This is a genomic window from Legionella sp. km535, assembly GCF_003990085.1.
Classification (GTDB): Bacteria; Pseudomonadota; Gammaproteobacteria; order Legionellales; family Legionellaceae; genus Legionella; species Legionella moravica.
Genome location: NZ_RZGU01000027.1, coordinates 1 through 21,238, shown reverse-complemented (window position 1 = coordinate 21,238; position 21,238 = coordinate 1). Strand labels below are relative to the sequence as shown.

Below are 21,238 nucleotides of genomic sequence, written 5' to 3'. Positions count from 1 at the left end.
AACCTAGACCTCATGAGCAGTAACCAGGCTAACTGAAAATTAATTCGGGGCTTGTTTCTTTTTTTGAAAACAAGCCCCGCTAACTAAAGTTTATAGAGCAATAGTTACAGCCTATATCCCAAGTTCTATTAGTTGCCAGTTACCCAATTATTTCTTTTTCTTTTTGGGTAAATAAAGATCGGTAATCGTTCCTTCAAATGCTTCTGCTGCTTGAGCTATTGTTTCAGATAATGTTGGATGCGGATGAATTGTCAATGCAATATCCTCAACATCACAACACATTTCTATAGCTAAAGCTGTTTCTGCAATGAGATCTCCAGCATTGATACCGACAATTCCAGCACCCAATATACGATTTGTTTCAGGACAAAACAGTAATTTGGTCATCCCTTCTTCTCGCCCCATACTTAATGCTCGACCACTGGCAGCCCATGGGAACGTGGCTTTTTCGTAATTGATGCCTTTTTCTTTTGCTTCTTTTTCGGTTAAACCAACCCAGGCTAATTCGGGATCTGTATAAGCAACACTGGCAATACATTTCGGTTCAAAATAATGTTTTTTACCTGCAATAACTTCAGCTGCTACTTTGCCTTCAGGAATGGCTTTATGAGCAAGCATAGGTTGGCCCACAACATCACCAATGGCAAAAATATGGGGAACATTGGTTCTTAGTTGATTGTCCACTTTAATAAACCCACGTTCATCAACTTTAACCCCGGCTTTCTCAGCATTGATCGTTCCACCATTAGGTTTTCTACCAACTGAAACCAGAACTTGCTGGAAGCATAATGGCTTATCAGTTGCATGCTCCCCTTCCATGGATACGTAAATACCGTCTTTCTTGGCTTCAACAGCAGTGACTTTAGTTTTAAGCAGGAATTTAACACCCTTTTTAACCATTCTCTTTTGTAGCACATTGACCAAATCAGAGTCTGCACCAGGTATTAGTTGATCCATAAACTCAACAACGGTGACATCAACACCTAATGAAGAATAAACTGTCGCCATTTCCAAACCAATAATACCACCGCCTAATACTAACAGATTGCCCTTGATATCAGCGAGTTCCAAAGCTCCAGTTGAGCTGAATATACGCTTATCTTCAGGAATAAAAGGCAAATTAATTGACTCAGAACCTACGGCAATAATGGCATTCTCAAAATCAACCTCAACCGGCCCCTCTTTCGTTTCAACAACAACTTGATGAGTTCCAGAGAACTTTCCTACACCAGTGAGAACTTCAACTTTTCTCTGCTTGGAAAGGGCTTTTAATCCGCCTGTTAATTTTGAAACTACGGAATTTTTCCAGGCTACTAACTTCTTGTTATCCAGTTTGGGCTTCCCAAACTCAACACCCTGGTCAGACATTTCATGAGCTTCATCAACTACTTTAGCAATATGTAAAAGTGCTTTTGATGGAATGCAACCAACATTGAGGCACACGCCACCCAGTGAGTCAAATCGCTCAACCAGGACTACTTTTTTACCCAAATCAGCTGCTCTAAAAGCGGCAGTATATCCGCCAGGTCCACTACCTAAAACTACGACATCAGTTTTAATTTTGTTAGCCATTATTAATGCCTCATATTGAAAATTACAGTTAAATTATCTCATAAACTCAGAGTAGCACTCTTCTAATATCAGATAAGTTATCACTTATATAACGTGTAAATCGTGCTGCTTCAGCACCATCTATAACTCTATGATCGTAAGATAAAGACAGAGGTAGCATTAATCTTGGCCTGAATTCTCCTTTATCATATATCGGTTTTACTGATGAACGCGATAATCCAAGAATTGCGACTTCCGGACTGTTTACTATAGGAGTAAACGAAGTACCGCCAATACCACCCAGGCTGGATATTGTAAAGCAACCACCAGCCATATCTGCTGGCATTAAACCTTTATCTCGGGCTTTACTGCTTAATCGTCCCATCTCCAACGCAATGTCACTTACTGCAAGTTGATCCACACTTTTAATCACAGGAACCACCAAACCATTACTGGTTTCGACTGCAATTCCTATGTTGCAATACTTTTTGTATATTAACTGTTCGCCGCTGGCATCCAGCGATGAATTAAATTGCGGATAAACCTGTAAAGCCTTGCTGACCACTTTGCAAACAAATGCCAATATAGTTAATTTATAACCCGAATCTTTAATCCGTTCTGATTCTGATTTTCTAAACTCTTCCAGGTCTGTAATATCTGCTTCATCAAATTGGGTAACATGAGGAATGGTTATCCAGGAGCGATGTACATTGGCACCAGTTAATCGTTTAATTTTATTCAGTGGTTTTAACTCAATGTCACCAAATTTACTAAAATCAATTACTGGTGCTGATGGTACATTAAATTGGCCGCTAGCTGGCTGTTCGCTTAAGCGGCTTTTTATGTAATTTTGTACATCCTCTTTAGTAATGCGAGTTTTACGTCCACTTCCTTTTACGAGACGTAAATCAACCCCTAGTTCCCTGGCCATTCGGCGCACAGCAGGTCCCGCTGATAGAAGCTCTGCATGCTCAACAGGTTCAGAAGCAACAATAATCTCTGAACGAGGCTCTATTACTGGGCTCGCTTGTGTATGCTGGTTTTCAGTTGGTGCGGGTGCAGTAATGATTGGGTCGTTTTTCTCAGTCTCATCGCCTGAAATTGACTCCATGATAAGTATTGGTGTTCCTTGAGCTACTTTATCACCTAATTTAATTTTGACATCTACAATCTTACCTGAATAAGGCGAAGGTATATCCATTGTCGCCTTATCCCCTTCAAGGGTAATCAATGACTGATCTTTCTCAATATTCATACCCGGCTGTACTAAAATATCGATAACATCTACATCGGTTGCACCACCAATATCAGGTACAGTTATTTCGATAGTTTTTTTATTGTTACTTGTTATCGATTGAGTTTCTTTAGCCGGCTCATCGCTTTTTTGAGGTTGAGGAGTATCTGCCAAAGTTTCAACTTGAGAGACTTCATTGTCCTGATTGATTGATGCCACAAGGATCAAATCACCCTCAGATACTTTATCCCCTACTTTTAAAGCGATACGGCTGATAACGCCTTCTACTGGGGAAGGAATTTCCATGCTCGCTTTATCTGTTTCAAGAGTAACAAGCGGAGTATCAACGTTAATCTGATCGCCTGCCTTAACTAAAATCTCAATCACATCAACCTGAGTTGCACCACCTATATCAGGTATTTTTATTTCTATTTCATTTGCCATATCTATCCTCAGCATTCAGTTAAACTGTCGTAAAAATCTTCATTTCAGTTAGTTTAACTAATGGGTAACTGGATCTAATTTATCTGGATTAATAGAGTATCGCTTAATCGCATCCGCAACTTTAGACTTATCTATCGCTCCTTCAGCAACCAAGGCATTTAAAGCTGCCAGAACAATAAATTTAGCATCTACTTCAAAGAAATGCCGTAATCGTTCACGCGTGTCGCTTCTTCCATAGCCATCTGTGCCTAATGTAACGTATCGATTAGGTACATAGGGACGGATCTGATCGGCATAGATGCGCATATAATCTGTAGCTGCAATAACTGGTCCCTTGCGATCCTTAAGCTGGGAAGCTACATAGGATTCTTGAGGATTAGATTCAGGATGCATTGCATTATGCCGCTCTTTGGCCAAACCATCACGACGCAATTCATTAAAGCTTGTTACGCTCCAAATATCTGAAGTAATTGAGTAATCATTTTCAAGCAGTTCAGCAGCTTTAATCACTTCTCGTAAAATAGTGCCTGAGCCCATTAATTGGACATGATTTTTAGCATTCTTTTTGCTTTCTTTAAATACATACATGCCTCGAATGATCCCTTCCTCGACCCCTTTGGGCATATCGGGTTGAACATAGTTTTCATTCATTACAGAGATGTAGTAAAACACATTATCTGCTTTTTCATACATTCGGTGTAAACCATTCTGAATAATCACAGCCAGTTCATAAGCAAATGTTGGGTCGTAGGAAACGCAATTGGGAATGGTAGAAGCATAAAGATGACTATGCCCATCCTGATGTTGTAGCCCTTCACCAGCCAAAGTAGTTCGACCGGCTGTTCCACCAAGTAAAAATCCTCTTGCCTGGATATCGCCCGCAGCCCATGCCAAATCGCCAATACGTTGGAAACCGAACATGGAATAATAGATATAGAACGGAATCATCGTGAGTTTATTAGAGCTGTATGAAGTCGCTGCAGCAATCCATGAACAGAATGCTCCGGCTTCATTAATGCCCTCTTCCAGAATCTGACCATCACGTGCTTCTTTGTAATACATAACCTGCTCATGATCAACAGGAGTATACAGTTGGCCAACAGGAGAATAAATTCCGATTTGGCGGAATAAACCTTCCATACCAAAGGTTCTGCACTCATCTGGAATAATGGGAACAATTCTTGAACTCAACTCTTTGTTTTTCAGAAGAATTGAAAGAATACGCACAAAAGCCATTGTTGTTGATATTTCTCTATCACCCAAGCCATGAGTTACTGAGGCAAACTCTTCTAAAGGAGGAATCGGTAACGCCGGTACCTCGTTAGAACGATGAGGTAAATAACCACCTAAAGCCTCTCGTTGCTTTTTAATGTATTGGATTTCAGGGCTGTCGTCATCAGGTCTGTAAAATGGAATTTCTGCGATTTTATCGTCACTAATGGGTATACTGAAACGATCTCTGAATGCCTTTAATTGTTCTAAAGTCATTTTCTTTTGCTGGTGAGTAATGTTGAGACCTTCACCAGCAGCTCCCATTCCATAACCTTTAATCGTTTTAGCAAGAATGACTGTTGGGGTGCCTTTATGCTCAACTGCCTGAGCGTAAGCAGCATAAACTTTTTGAGGATCGTGACCACCACGATTGAGGCGCCATATCTCATCATCACTCAGATTTTCAACCATTTTCTTTAATTCGGGATATTGATTGAAGAAATGTTGTCTGACGTAAGAGCCGTCATTTGCTTTGTAGGCTTGATAGTCACCATCAAGACACTCTTCCATCCTTTTTTGCATCCAACCTTCTTTATCACGGGCAAAAAGCGGATCCCAACGCCCTCCCCAAATTACTTTAATCACATTCCAACCGGCGCCTCGGAACAACCCTTCCAATTCCTGTATAATTTTTCCATTACCTCGCACAGGACCATCCAAGCGTTGTAAGTTGCAATTGACTACAAAAATAAGATTATCCAGTTTTTCTCTGGCGGCAATACTTAGAGCTCCTACAGATTCTGGCTCATCCATTTCACCATCACCAAGAAATGCCCAAACTTTACGGCCCTCTGCCTTAATTAATCCTCTGTTTTCAAGGTATTTAAGAAAACGAGCTTGATAAATAGCCTGTAAGGGGCCAAGTCCCATGGAAACAGTTGGGAACTGCCAGAAATCATGCATAAGCCAAGGATGCGGGTAAGAGGATAACCCATCCACTTCTACCTCTTGTCTGAATTTTTGCAGTTTGGATTCTGACAGGCGACCTTCAAGAAAAGCGCGAGCGTAGATTCCAGGTGAAGAATGGCCTTGAATATAAAGCAAGTCTCCACCATTGTTTCCATTTGGTCCTTTAAAGAAATAGTTGAATCCTGTTTCATATAAAGTTGAAGAGGAGGCATAGGATGCGATGTGTCCGCCTAATTCAGGAGCATATTTTCCAGCCCGTAGAACCATTGCGACAGCATTCCAGCGCAACAAGGCATTGATACGCTTACCAAGTCCTTCATCAGGAGGCATTTGCTTCTCCTCATGAGGTTTAATTGTATTTCTGTAAGGAGTATTAATAGAACTGGTTAGTTTCACTCCTTCTGCATTTGCTTTATTTAAAAGCTGTTGTAAAAGAAATGCAGCACGCTCGTTACCATCATTGGCAAAAACAGCTTGCAGGGCATCCAGCCATTCACGTGTCTCAATTGGATCCAAATCAAAATTAGTTTCATTTGCCATGAAAAAGTTCCCCGACTTTCAAAATTTTATGTACAGTATGGTACAGCTTGTAAGCGTTTTTGTATTACACCAGTGCAATTTTGTTTGCAGGTTAAAAGATCTGATGTACAGTTACACGTTACTTTGCGGCATTGTAGTGGATCACGGTAAGAATTCAACCCACGTGACACATAACCCCCTTGAACTTGTTTGTCATGCACGTATTGACGGTAATTTTGTTCAGCTTCTTTGGAGGCAATTAGTGAACATCTTGGGCAATTATTAGAACATTGCTGTTTGCATGAATCGAACCGTTGCTCGCACAATTGCATGCATTGGCCTATTTCTTTGGACTTGACCACGCCTGGCTGTTGCGTAGCACAACCCGATAGCACAAAAAGCAAAGCGCAACAGATTAAACGAATAAAGTAACTCATAGATTAGTCCTACAATAAGTTATGGGGTATTACAACTCTAGAGCCAAGCAACCAATGTAAATAAAGCAATAAACACCACGAATACTATTGCAGCATGCTCAACAAGTGCCTCAGCATTGGGTATCGGTATCTCATCAGATTCATTTACTCGTACTGCTTGCAAGCCGCATTCACTTAATAACCGATAGTTAGAATCCGGGCTATTAAGAACATATTGAAGAAAAGTAGTAAATCCGCGTTGGAAATTACCTACTAATAAAAACAATAAAGCGGTAATACGGGCTGGTACCCACTCAAGGATTTCAGTGACTTGTTTTGCTTGTTGACTTACCTCATTATAGTTTTTGCACAAGGTGAATAATCTGTAGATTAAAACAACAATTGGTCCGGCAAGTATATACCAGAAAATAACGGCAAAAAGTTGGCTGTTTACCAGAGCAAAATAATCTCCTACGGACTCACTATCCTCAGTTTTAGAGTCAGATTCTGAAAGTGGATAAAATGCATTCTGGGGGCCTAAACAATAGAAAAAAATTAATGTGCTGAGCAATAATCCTGTAAAACCAAAAAACAGATTATGGAACATAAGATATATAATTGATGTGAGCAAAGTGATCGGCAATATTATAGCCGCTAAATAAACCCAAGGATTGTCACTATGAATGCGCTTCTCAATGGCATTGGTAATCATTAAATAATAATCACCAAACCATGAAAATCGTTGATATGAAAGCGAATGGATCAAAAATCGTTCACTAAGCAAGCACAATACTACTACCAATAATTTCATAATATTAATCCTTACGCATTTTATCTGACAGGGCAATTGGTGTGGGGTATTTCAATACCACAAGGTACGATGACACTATAAAGGTTAATATAGTTGTGGCCTGAATCAGATTGGAAGCAACATCTGAGATAAGTTTCGTACTAAGGGCAATGCTTGCAACCAGCAATGAAAACTCACTGGCCTGTCCAAGTCGAAACCCTACTTCTTTGGCAACTTGCTTTTTCTCGCCAGCTCTAAATAGCAGAATATAAAATAATAAGGGTTTAACAATTAGTATCAGTGCTGCAAGAATAACTGCCGGAATAACTACTTGTGCGGCATAACTGAAATTGAACGTGGCGCCAATGGTAAAGAAAAACATCACCAGGAAAAAATCCCTTAATGGTTTTAAGCTTTCTGCAATAAACAATGAAATCGGGCTAGCTGCCAGAGCAACACCTGCTACAAATGCACCTATGTCTTCTGAAAGTCCTAGTTTTTGTGCTAAAAATGACAATCCAAGACACCAGCCAATAGAAAGTAAAAATACATACTCCTGAGTTCTATCAAAGCGCGCGAGCAATTTAATCAATATATAGCGCTCAAAAGCAAAAGCAAACAAACACAGAGCAGGCAGTGCAATCAAGACCAGCACCAGGTCGTCTAATGATAACCCACCACCCTGGTGTGCTCCATTAATCAAGATCAAGATGATGATCGCAATGACGTCCTGCATCAGCAGAACACTGATCATGACTTCACCAGTATGTTGATGATGCAAGATAGTAGTTGGCAGCAGTTTTAAGCCTATGATAGTACTTGAAAACATCATTGATGCTCCAAGAACCCATGATTCGGTAACAGTGAGTCCAAACCATCTACCTATTCCGTAGGCTATTCCGGCAAAGAGAACAGAGCTCACTATCGCGATCCAGGTCACCTTTTTTAACATGTGAACCAGATTTTGTGGCTGTAGATGAAGACCTAGTAAAAACAGCAAGAATACAATTCCAATATCACCGATTTGTTGAATGGTCGTCACATCGGGTACCAACTTTAAACCCCAGGGACCGAAGGCAGCACCTAACAGAATATAAGCAACCAGCAGCGATTGTCTGGTGTAGAGGACCAGTGTGGAAAAGAATGCAGCCCCAGCAAATATTAAAAATATTGTATAAAATACAGAGCCATCATGCATTGGTAGTGTGCCTCATAAGTAAATTGAATAGTGAAAATCATCCCTTTTTTGCAATTTTATCCATTAATCCATGAATTAGCTATTAATTCTTCAATTTCGTAACTTAATTTAATGTCAAAATTAAGTATATACCGTTAATCAGTTTTTTCATGAGAGTTTTAGCTAACAAATTTATTAGTCTGTAACACTTGATCAAACGGTACGAAGCACCTACAAAGGAATTCCCAGGATCCGGATTTTAAACCTCGGATCCCGGTGGACTAGATAAGCACAGAAAAAGAACCGCTTACACCATTTTGGGCTAACATCTTTTTAAGGTTATCCGACATGGCTTTATTACCAAATGGCCCAACTCGGACAACATAATGTTGTTGGTAGTGCTCAATAAATACAGGCGATGGCGTAATATGAACCAATTTTTCTTTTAATCGTTTTGCAAGAACTTCCGATGAAAATGCACCTGCTTGTAGATAATAATGCGCAACACCAGAAGGTCCTTTCAACGTTTCAATTTCGACATTTGCAGTACCTTTGGGAAAAACGCCGAGCTTTAAGGCTGCTGCATAAGATAAATCAATGACTCGATCTGCATGAAAAGGTCCACGATCATTCACTTTAACCACAGCGACACGGCCATTGTCCAGATTTTTAACTTTAACATAAGTGGGTAAAGGCAAGGTTTTATGTGCTGCTGTCATCACATACATATTATAAGGTTCACCACTTGAAGTGCGTTGTTTGTGGAATTTAGTTCCGTACCAGGATGCAACGCCTCGTGTTTTATATCCGCTAGAACTTTGCATGACTTTATACGCCTTACCATCAACGAAATACTCCGATGGGTTTCCATAGCGGCTTAGAGGTTCACTGGCAGGAACCGGCTCTTTAAAACTAACATTTTGTTGCTTTTCAGGAGCTCCATCCTGTTTTATGGTATATCGATTATTTTTGTTTTTATATCGATCGTAAACGAAATTTTGCTGATACTGACGAGGATTGTTTACTTTTTGTTTTCCAGAATTAGTCGATGATGAATCTGGTGAATTGGTCGTTTGACAACTTGAAAGTAAAACAGTTAAAACTAAAAGTATTTTTCGCATTTTTTTCTTTATTATTATTATTTATTTCCTTGTAATATACCTAAATTTATTGAATTTTCGTAGTTTTGTAATCAATTAAATGGAATTTGGGACTGTCGCAGAAAATAATATCATTATTTTCATTATGCTATTTGGAGGCGCGCAAAAGGCTGTGTTAAGATATCGGCATTTTGCAACTACATCAGGTAACAACATGACTAAAGCCACGTCTTTTTTATTGACGACACTGTTTTTTATTACATTATTTGTCCAATCCAGCAATTCAGCAGCTGAAGACTCTTTACCCACCGATTTGGCTAAGCCCACCCCTAACTTAACAAATAAACCAATGGTCACTCCTGCAGCTCCGGTGCTCAACGCAAAAGCGTACATTCTTATAGATGTGAATAGTGGTAAAATAATTGCTGAAAAAAACAGTGAAGAACGTTTACCTCCAGCAAGTCTGACCAAAATGATGACATTATATGTTGTCTCCAATGCATTGCATCATGGACAGATACATTTAAATGACAGCGTTCGAGTGAGCCGTGAAGCATGGAAAATTGGTGGTTCGCGCATGTTTATTAAAGAAGGCCAACAGGTTTCAGTCGAGGAGTTATTGAAAGGAATTATTGTCGATTCAGGGAATGACGCCTGCGTCGCGATGGCAGAACATTTGGGCGGAACTGAAGGTGCATTTACGGAAATAATGAATCAGCAGGCTCAAAATCTGGGAATGAAAAACAGTCATTTTACTGACAGTACCGGTCTTCCAGATCCAAACCTCTATACTACAGCAAAAGATTTGGCAATTCTGGGTCGTGCATTAATCACCGATTTTCCTCAATATTACGGATGGTACAAACAAAAATGGTTTACTTACAATGGAATCCGCCAACCCAATAGAAATCGCTTGTTATGGAGAGACAACCAGGTTGATGGAATAAAAACCGGTCATACTAACGAAGCTGGATTTTGCCTCGTTTCATCTGCAAAACGGGATAACATGCGCCTGCTGGCGGTAGTACTTGGTGAACCCAATGATTCGTCACGTGCTGATGACAGTGAAAAGTTACTCAATTATGGATTTAGATTTTTTGAAACCCATCAACTCTATAAATCAGGCCAATCTTTAACAGAACTTCCTCTTTATAAAGGTTCTGTAGACAAGGTTAATGTCGGTTTGACTGATGATCAATTTATTACAATACCCGCTGGTCAATATCAAAGATTAACTATTTCGACCAAAATACCATCCTATCTGCAAGCACCCGTTAAAAAGGGCGATAAAGTGGGTGATTTAGTGGTTCAGTTTGATAATAATATCATCTCAACTCGTCCTCTTTATGCACTTCAAACTGTAGACGCAGGCGGTTTTTATACGCGCACAAAGGATTCCATTCGCTTGGCCTTCAAACGATGGTTTGGTTCGTAGGATTATCGAAAGATGAACATCGCTTATGTTAACGGTGAATACTGCCCACTGTCCGAAGCCAAAATATCAATCTTTGATCGAGGTTTTTTATTTGGCGATGGGGTATATGAAGTATTGCCCGTTTATCATGGCCAACCGTATTTCGTAGCACAACATATAAAGCGTCTCAATTCTAATATACAAAAAATTAAAATTGAGATGCATGATTTTGATTGGATTAAATTAATAGACGATCTTATTACCGCAAATAATGGTGGTGATTTGCAAATATACATTCAGGTCACTCGAGGTAATCAAGGCGCTCGCAAACACGATATCCCCTCTGAAATTAAACCGTCTATTATTGCCTTTACACTTCATACCCCTTATCCAACGCAGCAGGAAAAAGAACGAGGGCTCAGTGCAAAACTGTTAGAGGACATACGATGGAATCGCTGCGATATAAAGACAACCTCCCTGCTCGCCAATATTTTACTGAACGATGAAGCTGTTTCCTCTGGTTTTCACACGTCAATTCTTGCACGTGATGGACTAGTTACTGAAGGAAGCACTTCAAATGTTTTTATTGTTACTCAAGATAACGTGATCAAAACACCAAAATTAACTCACTATTGCTTACCGGGAGTAACCCGCCAAGTAGCCATAGACTTAATCAATCAGTTAAATTTGAATTTTATTGAAGATAACATAAAAGTTTCTGAACTATTTGATGCAAAGGAGCTTTGGATTAGTAGTACGACCAAAGAATTGTTTCCTATAACCAAACTTGATAATTCCTTAATTAATCAAGGAAATATTGGTCATAATTGGCGTATACTAAATGAATCATTTCAGCAATTAATAAATTAAACTATGACTAAAAAATCAATTATAGAATTTCCATGCGATTTCCCTGTTAAAATCATCGGCATTAATTCAGAGGTTTTTCTTGAAGAAATAAGAATAATAGTGAATCAACACTTTCCTGATTTTAATCATGATAATTTAACTCATAAATTAAGTGAAAAAAGCAGTTATTTGGCTATTACTGTAACCGTATGCGCCATAAATCAGGAGATGCTTGATTCATTTTATCAGGATCTCACCAAACACCCTGACGTGAAAATGGTTTTATGATGGACATTCACCATTTAGGAATACAAGAATACGATGATGTATGGCATCGAATGAAAGAGTTCACTAGCAATAGAAATGAACACAGTAATGATGAACTCTGGTTATTAGAACATTATCCAGTATATACCCAGGGACAGGCAGGCAAGCCAGAACACATACTTAATGCTAATGCGATTAAAATTGTACAATCAGATCGTGGCGGTCAGGTCACTTATCATGGCCCTGGCCAACTTGTTGCTTATGTTTTAATGGATATTCGAAGGCGAAATCTGGGAATAAGAACACTGGTCTGTCAGTTAGAACAGGTTCTAATCACCACATTGGCTCACTATTCGATTGAGGCCAATACTCGATGTGGCGCGCCTGGCGTCTATGTAGCAGATAAAAAAATAGCCTCAATTGGCTTAAGAGTCAAAAACGGTTGCACATATCATGGAATTGCTTTAAACATTGATATGGATTTAAAACCATTTTCAGGCATTAATCCTTGTGGTTATGCCAAAATGGAAATGACGCAAATGAGTTATTTTAAACCGGATATTCGTCTGGAAGAGGTAAGTCAGCGTTTTGAACAAAGTTTCCTTAATCAATTTTGCCAATGAGATACTATGAATTTGTTTGCTGATTATGTTCATCCACTTACCAGCTGGTTGCAGGCAAACCCTCATTGGTCATTATTCATTACTTTTATTATCGCCTTGACAGAATCATTGGCCATTATAGGCAGCATTGTTCCGGGTTCAGTCACTATGACTGGTATTGGAATACTTGCCGGCTCCGGAATTATGCGTATAGATCTTACCCTTATTGCGGCAACTTTAGGTGCAGTATGCGGTGACAGCCTAAGCTACTTTATTGGCTATTTTTACAGCGATCAACTCCTCGAAGTCTGGCCTTTTAAAAAATATCCCTATTTATTAACCTATGGCAAAGAGTTTTTTTCAAAACATGGTGGTAAAAGCGTTTTAATTGGTCGCTTTGTTGGGCCGCTAAGGTCTATTATTCCGGTTATCGCCGGAATAATGCATATGAAACAATGGCGATTCTTGTTGGCAAATGTTATATCCGCAATAGGATGGTCTATTTTATATGTAATACCGGGATTCTTGATTGGAACAGCAGGTCATGAATTATCTACTGAAGGGGCAACTCGATTATTTATTTTGATTTTAGTTATTCTGGCCGGCGTTTGGTTTGCCAGTATTTTTATAAAATCAGCTTTTCTTAAAATTAATTCATTTTTAAAAAATAATTTGCATGCTTTTTGGCTCAATTCAAAAAATGAGTCCAAATTATTCAGCTGGTTTAGTGCCATCACTCCCGAAGCTGAAAAAGATCATTACCCCACTGCTGGTTTATTGTTATTCACGCTGATATCGTTGCTTGGTTTTCTTTTGTTACTCATATTAAGTATGACTACCCAATGGCTCAGTGCCATAAATGTCCCCATACATTTGTTCACTCAAAGTTTACATACTTCGCTCCTGGAGTCCCTGGCTATTATTTGTGTTCAATTAACCAGTACTATCACCTTAACAGGGCTATTTCTAGTATTTTGTCTGTGGGCATTGGTTCAGCGTAATTTTAAAATAATAGCTTATCTAAGCAGCGTGCTGTTTTTTAGTGTGATGATTACCTTTATTGTGTCTCATATCCATTACACATCAAGACCTGAAGGTCTACTAATAACAATGCAAGGTTCTTCATTCCCGGTAAAGAACCTCGTTCTTGCGACAGCATTTTATGGATTTATTTTATTCTACATCAATAATAATTATTTTATCCTCACAAATGCATTCAGAACCTTGATATTAATTTTTCTTGGATTAAGTGGATTTGCAGCACTTTATTTAGGTGATCATTGGCTTACCGATGTAATCGCTGCATATTTTCTCGGTGTATTCCTGTGTTTAATACACTGGATTAGCTATAGAAAAACACAATATATCACCTCGAAAAAAGAAGTGTCTGTGGGAAAAATGGTGACCGTGCTGTTGACCATCCTGTTGTGTTCAACGCTTTCAGCCAATTTGAATTACAAGAGACTTGTTCATAATCATGCACCCTACCATAAAGAATATACATTGACTGAGCATGTGTGGTGGAACCAATTAAAGCCAATTTTACCCTTATACAGATTAAATAGAATTGGCCACAGAATCAGTCTGTTGAATCTGCAATATTCAGGGAACCTGGATTCTTTGGTTACTGGTTTGGAACAGAATGGATGGAAAGTTCACACAGAATCGTTCTTTACAAAACTATTATTGAGAATGAACAAATCAAATGAAGGAGTAAAATTACCCTTGTTCGCTCAGCTATTTGAAAATAAACGCCCAGCCCTGCTGATGACTTATCATGATGACAAATCAAAACTAATTCTGGTATTGACTTTATGGGAGTCCAATTACTTTATAAATAACTTTGATCATCCTATATGGATTGGCACTGTGCATCAAAGCATCCCTAACAAGGAAAAGCAAAAGGCCAATCACAACAAACAAACTTCATTAATGAATCCCATTCCTTATATTCTTCCAGCATTAAATCAATTTACCTTAAGACGCGTAGTAGTACCGGAGAATATGATTAAAACCAGTTCCTATCCAATGACGCCCTACATTCTGCTGATTAGAGACTCTGACCCAATCGATTAATACGGAACAAGCGGATTGGCAACTGACGATATCGGTAAGAAAATAAATGAACTGAGCATCATTTGCCCTTCAAAAGAGGACTAGCTAAGACATTAAATTACTGATATAAATATAGAACTTTTCAAAACGATCATATAACAAGGAAATGGATTAATGTACAACTTAGCTAAAGTTATCCACTGTCTTTTTCCATTAATTGCTTTAGTACTTTTAATTATTGGAATCAAAAGAAAAGCAATTTATTATGTTATTTCTGCACTATGGCTTTGTATTATAGCATTAGTTATTCATTTCCAAAGTTCTGGCGGAGAAATTCTTGGCAGTTATTTCAATTATATGAATGCAGCAATTTACTCTGCTAATTTAATCATTCTTTTTATAGCCTTGGTTCGTGTGATTGATCATTTAAGCAGTGATGGCGCTTTGTTCCGATATGTTAGTACTTTTATTAAATCATTAATTGTTATTGGAAGTATTCTGCTTATCTCAAATCTCTGGATTAATGCTTATTTTATTGAAAATAGAATGACAGGTACTCCTGTGATGCAGGTTGCTTTACTTCAGAAACCCGAATATTGCTCCTATAGGTATATATTTTATAAAGTTGCTGCAGATGGTTCTGTGATTTATCTATGCCCCAATCATTATGGTTTAGTACCTTCCATAGGCCGCTTGGAAATAAGCCCTGATTTTATTACGACACAATTATCTGCTCCGAGTAAAAAACAGATGTTATTGCAACAAAAAAAAAGAGTAGAAACGAATTAGGATCTGTTGACAGTTGACTTGATCAATTATTCGAAAACGCCAGTCTGTCGCGTCTTGTCCGCTGAAGATAGTGATGTGTTGGATTACGCGAATACATCCTATCGCGTTGAGGTTATAGAGCAATTGTCAACATCACCAAGAGTATTAATTTTTGCAAATTGTTCTTAGGATTTTTATTTGATACTATGCCTTTAACTTACGAATTCAGTACTTACATGAAACGTTTATTTTTTATAGCTTTTATGTTCATTTCTTTAAGCGCCTATTCAATGGCTCCCAAATTGAACTGGGATAAAGCTATAGATCATGCCGTAAAACGATATGGATTGAGAGTAGAGCCTCAATTAATTTCATTTTTTACCAAAGCTGGAGTCAGTTATCCTCCGCGTGAAATCGCGTTACTGGCGTTCAAATCTGAGCGCAAGGTCGAGTTGTGGGCTAAAAATCCAAATCAGGATTGGACACACATACACGATTATCCCTTAACAGGGTTCAGTGGCCGTTTAGGACCTAAATTACGCGAAAATGACAAACAAATTCCCGAAGGTGTTTATAAATTAGTTAATTTTAATCCATTTAGCAGCATGCATTTATCAATGATGATTAATTATCCCAATAGCTTTGATCGTGAAAAGGGATACCAGGATGGTCGAAGAGAATTGGGAAATAATATTTTTATTCATGGTCGCAATTTATCAGTAGGATGCCTCGCAATAGGTGATCTGGCGATTGATCAGCTCTTTATTCTGGCTCGACGAGTTGGATTAAATAATATTCAACTCATAATAGCCCCAAACGATTTGCGTCATCAAAAACCATCAACCACTACATTTGCTCAACCCAGATGGTTACCTGAATTATATAAGCAGATATCAGAGTCATTAAAGCCTTTTAACAAGCGTAAATATACTGTTTAGCTGAAAACATCACTATTTATTTGATTTTTGTATATACTTATTTTAAATAACAAAAAATGGTAACTATGACTACTCCACGAAGGCAATCATGGTCTCATGTTGATCTAGGTGAGACTGCTGAAAACGATACACTTTTAGCATGTCTTGTTCTGCTTACAAGGTACTACCAAAATCCATTCTCTCCCCTATCTCTAGTAGCACGTTTGCCTTTGGTTGATAACAAGCTCACCGTTGATTTATTTCCCAGGGCCGCTGGCAGGGCTTCTCTTGATGCCGAATTAAAAACCATGAAGCCGGATGCACTGGATGAGGAATACATTCCTCTTATATTACTTAAAAATGATGGTAGCGCTGTTTTATTGATTCTTGATGATGAAGGTAAAAAAGTAATTCTTGATCCCAGAGCACCTGATACCCGAATCAAGATTGAAGATGTAGCTTCAGAACTCAGTGGGCAAGTTATTTTAGTGGAACAACAGTTTAAACATACACACCGTTCTCAAGAAACGTTAAAGAAACAGTCGAAAAACTGGTTTTGGAGCGTCATGGTTAAATCCTGGCCTCTTTATTCTGAAGTACTGCTTGCCTCACTACTCGTCAATATTTTCGCTTTAGTTATCCCTTTATTTACCATGAATGTATACGATCGCGTTGTGCCCAATCATGCAATCGATACCATGTGGGTTTTAGCCAGTGGCGTTGCTGTGGTTTTTATTTTCGATATGATTTTAAAAACCTTACGCTCCTATTTTATTGATGTAGCAAATAAACACAGTGATCTCGAATTATCAGCTGTTATTTTTCAGCAAGTACTTGGCTTAAGTATGTCCAACAGGCCACGCTCTGTTGGTTCATTGGCTAATACGGTTCAATCATTTGAGATGTTTCGAGATTTTATAACGTCCAGTACCATGACGATTTTAGTTGATCTTCCTTTCGTATGTATTTTTTTATTTGTGGTCTATCTAATTGGTGGCAGTTTATTCTGGATACCTTTTCTGGTAATACCCATTATTCTAATTATTGGCTTGCTTCTTCAATGGCCATTGATTCGTTTGACAAGAAAGTCCTATCAATACTCCTCTGAAAAACAAGCTACTCTGTTTGAGTCGTTATCTTCTATTGAGACCGTAAAAACAACAGGCGCCGAATCTATCCTGCAATCGAGATGGGAACGAATTGTTAATGAGGCATCAAAAAATGCCATGCATTTGAGGATTGTATCGAATACAAGCATCAATATTACCAATCTTGCAACCCAAATAGCTACCATCGCAATTGTTATTGCTGGTGTCTATATGATTTCTAATAATGAATTAACTACTGGGGGCTTAATTGCTTGTACTATATTGACTGGTCGTGCATTAGCACCAATGGCACAAGTATCCACTTTATTCACTCGTTACTTCCAATCAGTCAACGCTTTGGAATCGTTAAATAACATAATGCAATTAGAGACTGACATCACCGAGGATGCTCGATTTCTTCATAGGCCTGCACTAAAAGGCGATGTCGAGTTCAAGCATGTGTCATTTCATTATAAAGACGATGAAGTGAATGTCCTTCAAAATATAAATTTTAAAATTAAAGTTGGGGAGCGTGTTGCAATTATTGGTCGTGTTGGCTCAGGAAAATCAACTCTAGGTAAAATGTTGTTAAAATTATACACCCCGACCGAAGGCACTATTCTGCTGGATGGCACTGATTACAAACAAATTAATCCCGATGATTTGCGCCAGCAAATTGGCTATGTACCACAAGATGTTGTTTTGTTTTATGGAAGCATTCGCGATAATATTTGTGTTGGTGCTCCCTTTATTCAAGACAGTGCCCTATTAAATGCGGCCGAAATAGCCGGTGTGACGCAGTTTACTAATAATCACCCAAAAGGCTTTGACCGGCAGGTTGGAGAAAAAGGGGCTGAATTATCCGGCGGTCAAAGACAGTCCATTGCACTTGCCCGCTCCTTGATTATGCAGCCCAATATTTTACTTTTGGATGAGCCCACATCTGCCATGGATGATAACAATGAACGCCAAATCAAAAAGCGATTGCATGATTATCTGACTGAGAATCATACTTTAATTTTAATTACCCATAAGCTATCCATGCTTGAATTGGTCAATAGAATTATCGTCTTGGAAAATGGTAAAGTTATTGCAGATGGAGCAAAAGAAGCGGTTCTTAATGCCCTGAAAACTGGCGTGACGATAAGGAAACAATAACATGAGTAAAACTCATAAGTCTCGAGCATTTACCCATATTATTTTATGGACCTCTGCTTTCTTCATTTTAGTGGCAATTGTATGGGCTAATTATGCAATACTTGATGAAGTGACTACTGGAGAAGGGAAAGTTATTCCCTCCAGTGAAATACAGGTGATCCAAAATCTCGAGGGTGGAATCGTTCAACAGATCTATGTAAAAGAAGGTGAAATAGTCAAGAAAGATCAAATATTGATGCAAATTGACAATACGCGTTTTATGTCCAGTTATGCTGAAGCAGAGAAAAAAATTGACTCTTTGGAATTAGAAATTATACGAATTAACGCGGAAATAAATCAGACTCAGCCCGATTTTCCGGAAGATCTTAAAAAGAATTATCCCAACCTGGTTAAAGACCAGCAATCACTATATGAATCACGAATGAGAGAATTAGTGCAATTAACTAAATCTCTTGAGTTGGCCCAAAAAGAATTAGACATGACTCGACCCTTATTAAAAAATGGTTCAGTTTCGGAAGTTGAAGTAATCCGTCTGGATCGTACTGTAAATGAAATAAAAGGAAATATTGATAAATTTAAATCCGATGAGTTGGATAAATTAAATAAAGCAAGAGGTGAACTTTCTGCTCTGGTTGAGGCAAATAAGGCAGATAAGGATCGTTTGACTCGAACTACAGTAAGATCACCTGTGTATGGGATTATAAAACAAATTAAAACAACTACTATTGGCGGTGTAGTTCAACCCGGAAGTGATATTATCGAAGTCGTACCTCTTGATGACACCCTGCTGATAGAGGCTAAAATACGGCCATCCGATATTGGATTTATCCATCCAGGACAAAAAGCCATGGTTAAAATAACTGCTTATGATTTTTCAATTTACGGCGGACTTGAAGGTGAAGTCGAACAAATCAGTGCGGATACCATCATCGATGAGAATGACAAAAAAAATGAAAGTTATTATGTAATACGCGTTCGCACGTATAAAAATCACTTGGGAACGAATCAAAAACCCTTACCGATTATTCCAGGCATGATGGCTACGGTTGATATTCTTACCGGTCAAAAATCTGTTTTACAATACTTACTTAAACCCATAATTAAAGCCAAACAATCCGCCTTGCGGGAACGTTAATCAATTTGACATAGGGAGGTAGGAACAACTTGTATTCCAACTTCCCTTTTATTCATTTTGCGGTTCCTGATTTATCAAACGTTTAAAAGTGTCTATACACACTGGCTTGTCTTTCCTGGTCTGGAAGTAACTGAGCGGTGTTAGAAGTGCTATATCAATGTTTAAGGCTGGACATAGAGTCACCCATTCAACGAAACACAATTCGTCGATTTCATTTTTACCGTATCCAATATGCTCATTGCCTAGTTTGCAATAAGCAATTGATGCAATTGCTTTTTCAAAAATTAAATTATTATTAGTCCAGACAGGTTGGTTATCAACATTAAATAAAAATCGAGTACCACAGTATAAAAGCGCCCTTTTTAAACCATTCTGGTATCGTTCAGTAAATTCAGGTTTATAAATATCGTTCACATCTATAGGCTCATCATTTTGACTTAATCGTCCCTGAGCGATATCTTGATAGAACCAAATCAACCGGCGGATTGCAATAGCCGTATTTAAAGTGACTTGATCGGGGCTTGCATCACCATATTTCCCTTCGAGAAAATCCTTGACATGACTTCGTCCATTGGCCAATTTGAAAGCAATAAACAATCTGTCTACAGAAAGTTGAGTTAATCCAAAGTTAGTTTGATAATTAAATCGAAGCCCATTTTGCGATGATATGTTTAATAAATTATTCCAGCGTTGCAAATTGGTGTCTGGCTTGCTCGTCGTTATTGTATGGCCGCTCATGTCTGTGACATTGGTTGGATCTCCACTGCTCTCTCTCAGAATCATGGCGAGTATGTGGGCATATTTAAGTGCCATATTTTCTTGAAAATAATGATGCTGTGCATTGGCCATATGCTGATAAATAACAAAATTCTGAAACAGAATCATTCTGAGATTATAATCAATGGCATTACAATTTGGATCTTGCTCCTCTTCCATCACTTCAGCGACATGATCAGTAAGATGCTCAACCTCAGCTTCATCAGGCAAACCTACAATATCCGGAAGCCAATTACTGTCAATTGGGTCTTGAACAATGGACAAGTTAGATTGTTCTGTAAATACTGAAGGAACATTTTCTCCAAAAAGTGGCATGACTAGCCCAATTAATAAAGCGGATGTCAATATTCGGGATCTTTTTTTAAAATTCATAAGCTACACCTTCCTCTAGAGTATAGTCCATAAGTAATTGGATGCAGGAATTATAAGCCCTCACCTACGCTACTTTCGGTCTCTTGAACAGAACCTCGGCTTAACTCAGTGGATCCCGCGGTCAGAGCCGCGGGAATTCAGTTTGGTGTGAGCAAATGCCATGCTTCGAATTTCCGCGGCTTTGACCGCGGAATCCATACTTTAGACCTGGACTGGATTTCGAACATATATAAAGAATTCAACGCTACGCTCGGGTTCGGGATGAGGTGGAGGTGATTACCGTCTGTGTTTTTTGTACGGTTCGGTGTGAGCAAATGCCATGCTTCGAATTTCCGCGGCTTTGACCGCGGAATCCATACTTTAGACCTGGACTGGATTTCGAACATATATAAAGAATTCAACGCTACGCTCGGGTTCGGGATGA

Annotated in this window: 16 protein-coding genes; 9 read left to right on the top strand and 7 right to left on the bottom strand. The window is 38.6% G+C overall.

Annotated features, from left to right (window positions below; all coding sequences use genetic code 11):
- Positions 1–147 precede the first annotated feature (147 nt).
- The 6 genes from lpdA to ELY21_RS13685 all read right to left on the bottom strand — a co-directional run bounded on the left by lpdA (position 148) and on the right by ELY21_RS13685 (position 9,433).
- Positions 148–1,572, bottom strand: a complete 1,425-nt coding sequence (gene lpdA / locus ELY21_RS13715; protein ID WP_127110355.1) for a dihydrolipoyl dehydrogenase — start codon at positions 1,570–1,572, stop codon at positions 148–150.
- A 46-nt stretch (positions 1,573–1,618) separates the two neighbouring features.
- Positions 1,619–3,229 carry a dihydrolipoyllysine-residue acetyltransferase gene (locus ELY21_RS13710; RefSeq protein WP_127110353.1) on the bottom strand — a complete coding sequence of 537 codons (1,611 nt, stop codon included), beginning with the start codon at positions 3,227–3,229 and terminating at the stop codon, positions 1,619–1,621.
- 57 nt (positions 3,230–3,286) lie between these two features.
- Complete coding sequence (gene aceE / locus ELY21_RS13705; RefSeq protein WP_127110351.1) at positions 3,287–5,950, bottom strand: pyruvate dehydrogenase (acetyl-transferring), homodimeric type; 2,664 nt, start codon at positions 5,948–5,950, stop codon at positions 3,287–3,289.
- A gap of 453 nt (positions 5,951–6,403) precedes the next feature.
- On the bottom strand, positions 6,404–7,156 hold the full coding sequence (gene ampE / locus ELY21_RS13695) for a regulatory signaling modulator protein AmpE (RefSeq protein ID WP_127110347.1): 753 nt from the start codon (positions 7,154–7,156) through the stop codon (positions 6,404–6,406).
- A 4-nt stretch (positions 7,157–7,160) separates the two neighbouring features.
- A complete protein-coding gene (locus ELY21_RS13690; protein ID WP_127110345.1) occupies positions 7,161–8,333 on the bottom strand; it encodes a cation:proton antiporter in 1,173 nt (390 codons plus the stop codon).
- Positions 8,334–8,593: 260 nt separating this feature from the next.
- Positions 8,594–9,433 carry a septal ring lytic transglycosylase RlpA family protein gene (locus tag ELY21_RS13685; protein WP_127110343.1) on the bottom strand — a complete coding sequence of 280 codons (840 nt, stop codon included), beginning with the start codon at positions 9,431–9,433 and terminating at the stop codon, positions 8,594–8,596.
- Positions 9,434–9,626: 193 nt separating this feature from the next.
- Here ELY21_RS13685 and ELY21_RS13680 point away from each other — a divergent pair, with 193 nt between their 5' ends.
- From ELY21_RS13680 to ELY21_RS13640, 9 genes are all read left to right on the top strand, one after another.
- Entirely contained in the window at positions 9,627–10,847 is a 1,221-nt protein-coding gene (locus ELY21_RS13680) for a D-alanyl-D-alanine carboxypeptidase family protein (protein WP_233588719.1), read from the top strand.
- A 12-nt stretch (positions 10,848–10,859) separates the two neighbouring features.
- Complete coding sequence (locus ELY21_RS13675) at positions 10,860–11,696, top strand: D-amino acid aminotransferase (RefSeq protein WP_127110341.1); 837 nt, start codon at positions 10,860–10,862, stop codon at positions 11,694–11,696.
- A 3-nt stretch (positions 11,697–11,699) separates the two neighbouring features.
- Positions 11,700–11,963 carry a YbeD family protein gene (locus ELY21_RS13670; RefSeq protein ID WP_127110339.1) on the top strand — a complete coding sequence of 88 codons (264 nt, stop codon included), beginning with the start codon at positions 11,700–11,702 and terminating at the stop codon, positions 11,961–11,963.
- Entirely contained in the window at positions 11,963–12,565 is a 603-nt protein-coding gene (lipB, locus tag ELY21_RS13665; RefSeq protein ID WP_127110397.1) for a lipoyl(octanoyl) transferase LipB, read from the top strand. Before ELY21_RS13670 ends, lipB begins: the two co-directional genes overlap by 1 nt.
- A 6-nt stretch (positions 12,566–12,571) precedes the next feature.
- Positions 12,572–14,620 carry a bifunctional DedA family/phosphatase PAP2 family protein gene (locus tag ELY21_RS13660; protein ID WP_127110337.1) on the top strand — a complete coding sequence of 683 codons (2,049 nt, stop codon included), beginning with the start codon at positions 12,572–12,574 and terminating at the stop codon, positions 14,618–14,620.
- 153 nt (positions 14,621–14,773) lie between these two features.
- The gene (locus ELY21_RS13655) at positions 14,774–15,388 is read left to right on the top strand and encodes a type I secretion system protein LssZ (RefSeq protein WP_127110335.1); all 615 of its coding nucleotides are present in this window, start codon (positions 14,774–14,776) and stop codon (positions 15,386–15,388) included.
- Positions 15,389–15,573: 185 nt separating this feature from the next.
- Entirely contained in the window at positions 15,574–16,305 is a 732-nt protein-coding gene (locus ELY21_RS13650) for a murein L,D-transpeptidase family protein (protein ID WP_127110333.1), read from the top strand.
- Between the two features lie 65 nt (positions 16,306–16,370).
- On the top strand, positions 16,371–18,530 hold the full coding sequence (locus ELY21_RS13645; RefSeq protein ID WP_127110330.1) for a type I secretion system permease/ATPase: 2,160 nt from the start codon (positions 16,371–16,373) through the stop codon (positions 18,528–18,530).
- A gap of 1 nt (position 18,531) precedes the next feature.
- A complete protein-coding gene (locus ELY21_RS13640; RefSeq protein ID WP_127110328.1) occupies positions 18,532–19,665 on the top strand; it encodes an HlyD family type I secretion periplasmic adaptor subunit in 1,134 nt (377 codons plus the stop codon).
- Positions 19,666–19,713: 48 nt separating this feature from the next.
- On the opposite strand, the gene ELY21_RS13635 is transcribed toward ELY21_RS13640, so the two are convergent.
- On the bottom strand, positions 19,714–20,814 hold the full coding sequence (locus tag ELY21_RS13635) for a hypothetical protein (RefSeq protein ID WP_127110326.1): 1,101 nt from the start codon (positions 20,812–20,814) through the stop codon (positions 19,714–19,716).
- Positions 20,815–21,238: the final 424 nt, after the last annotated feature.

Bases quoted from the DNA above. Each gene is read 5' to 3' on its own strand.
- lipB (WP_127110397.1), top strand. From the start codon at position 11,963: ATGGACATTCACCATTTAGGAATACAAGAATACGATGATGTATGGCAT.
- lpdA (WP_127110355.1), bottom strand. From the start codon at position 1,572: ATGGCTAACAAAATTAAAACTGATGTCGTAGTTTTAGGTAGTGGACCT.
- ELY21_RS13655 (WP_127110335.1), top strand. From the start codon at position 14,774: ATGTACAACTTAGCTAAAGTTATCCACTGTCTTTTTCCATTAATTGCT.
- ampE (WP_127110347.1), bottom strand. From the start codon at position 7,156: ATGAAATTATTGGTAGTAGTATTGTGCTTGCTTAGTGAACGATTTTTG.
- ELY21_RS13660 (WP_127110337.1), top strand. From the start codon at position 12,572: ATGAATTTGTTTGCTGATTATGTTCATCCACTTACCAGCTGGTTGCAG.
- ELY21_RS13675 (WP_127110341.1), top strand. From the start codon at position 10,860: ATGAACATCGCTTATGTTAACGGTGAATACTGCCCACTGTCCGAAGCC.
- ELY21_RS13650 (WP_127110333.1), top strand. From the start codon at position 15,574: ATGCCTTTAACTTACGAATTCAGTACTTACATGAAACGTTTATTTTTT.
- ELY21_RS13685 (WP_127110343.1), bottom strand. From the start codon at position 9,433: ATGCGAAAAATACTTTTAGTTTTAACTGTTTTACTTTCAAGTTGTCAA.
- ELY21_RS13645 (WP_127110330.1), top strand. From the start codon at position 16,371: ATGACTACTCCACGAAGGCAATCATGGTCTCATGTTGATCTAGGTGAG.
- ELY21_RS13690 (WP_127110345.1), bottom strand. From the start codon at position 8,333: ATGCATGATGGCTCTGTATTTTATACAATATTTTTAATATTTGCTGGG.
- aceE (WP_127110351.1), bottom strand. From the start codon at position 5,950: ATGGCAAATGAAACTAATTTTGATTTGGATCCAATTGAGACACGTGAA.
- ELY21_RS13635 (WP_127110326.1), bottom strand. From the start codon at position 20,814: ATGAATTTTAAAAAAAGATCCCGAATATTGACATCCGCTTTATTAATT.
- ELY21_RS13670 (WP_127110339.1), top strand. From the start codon at position 11,700: ATGACTAAAAAATCAATTATAGAATTTCCATGCGATTTCCCTGTTAAA.
- ELY21_RS13640 (WP_127110328.1), top strand. From the start codon at position 18,532: ATGAGTAAAACTCATAAGTCTCGAGCATTTACCCATATTATTTTATGG.
- ELY21_RS13710 (WP_127110353.1), bottom strand. From the start codon at position 3,229: ATGGCAAATGAAATAGAAATAAAAATACCTGATATAGGTGGTGCAACT.
- ELY21_RS13680 (WP_233588719.1), top strand. From the start codon at position 9,627: ATGACTAAAGCCACGTCTTTTTTATTGACGACACTGTTTTTTATTACA.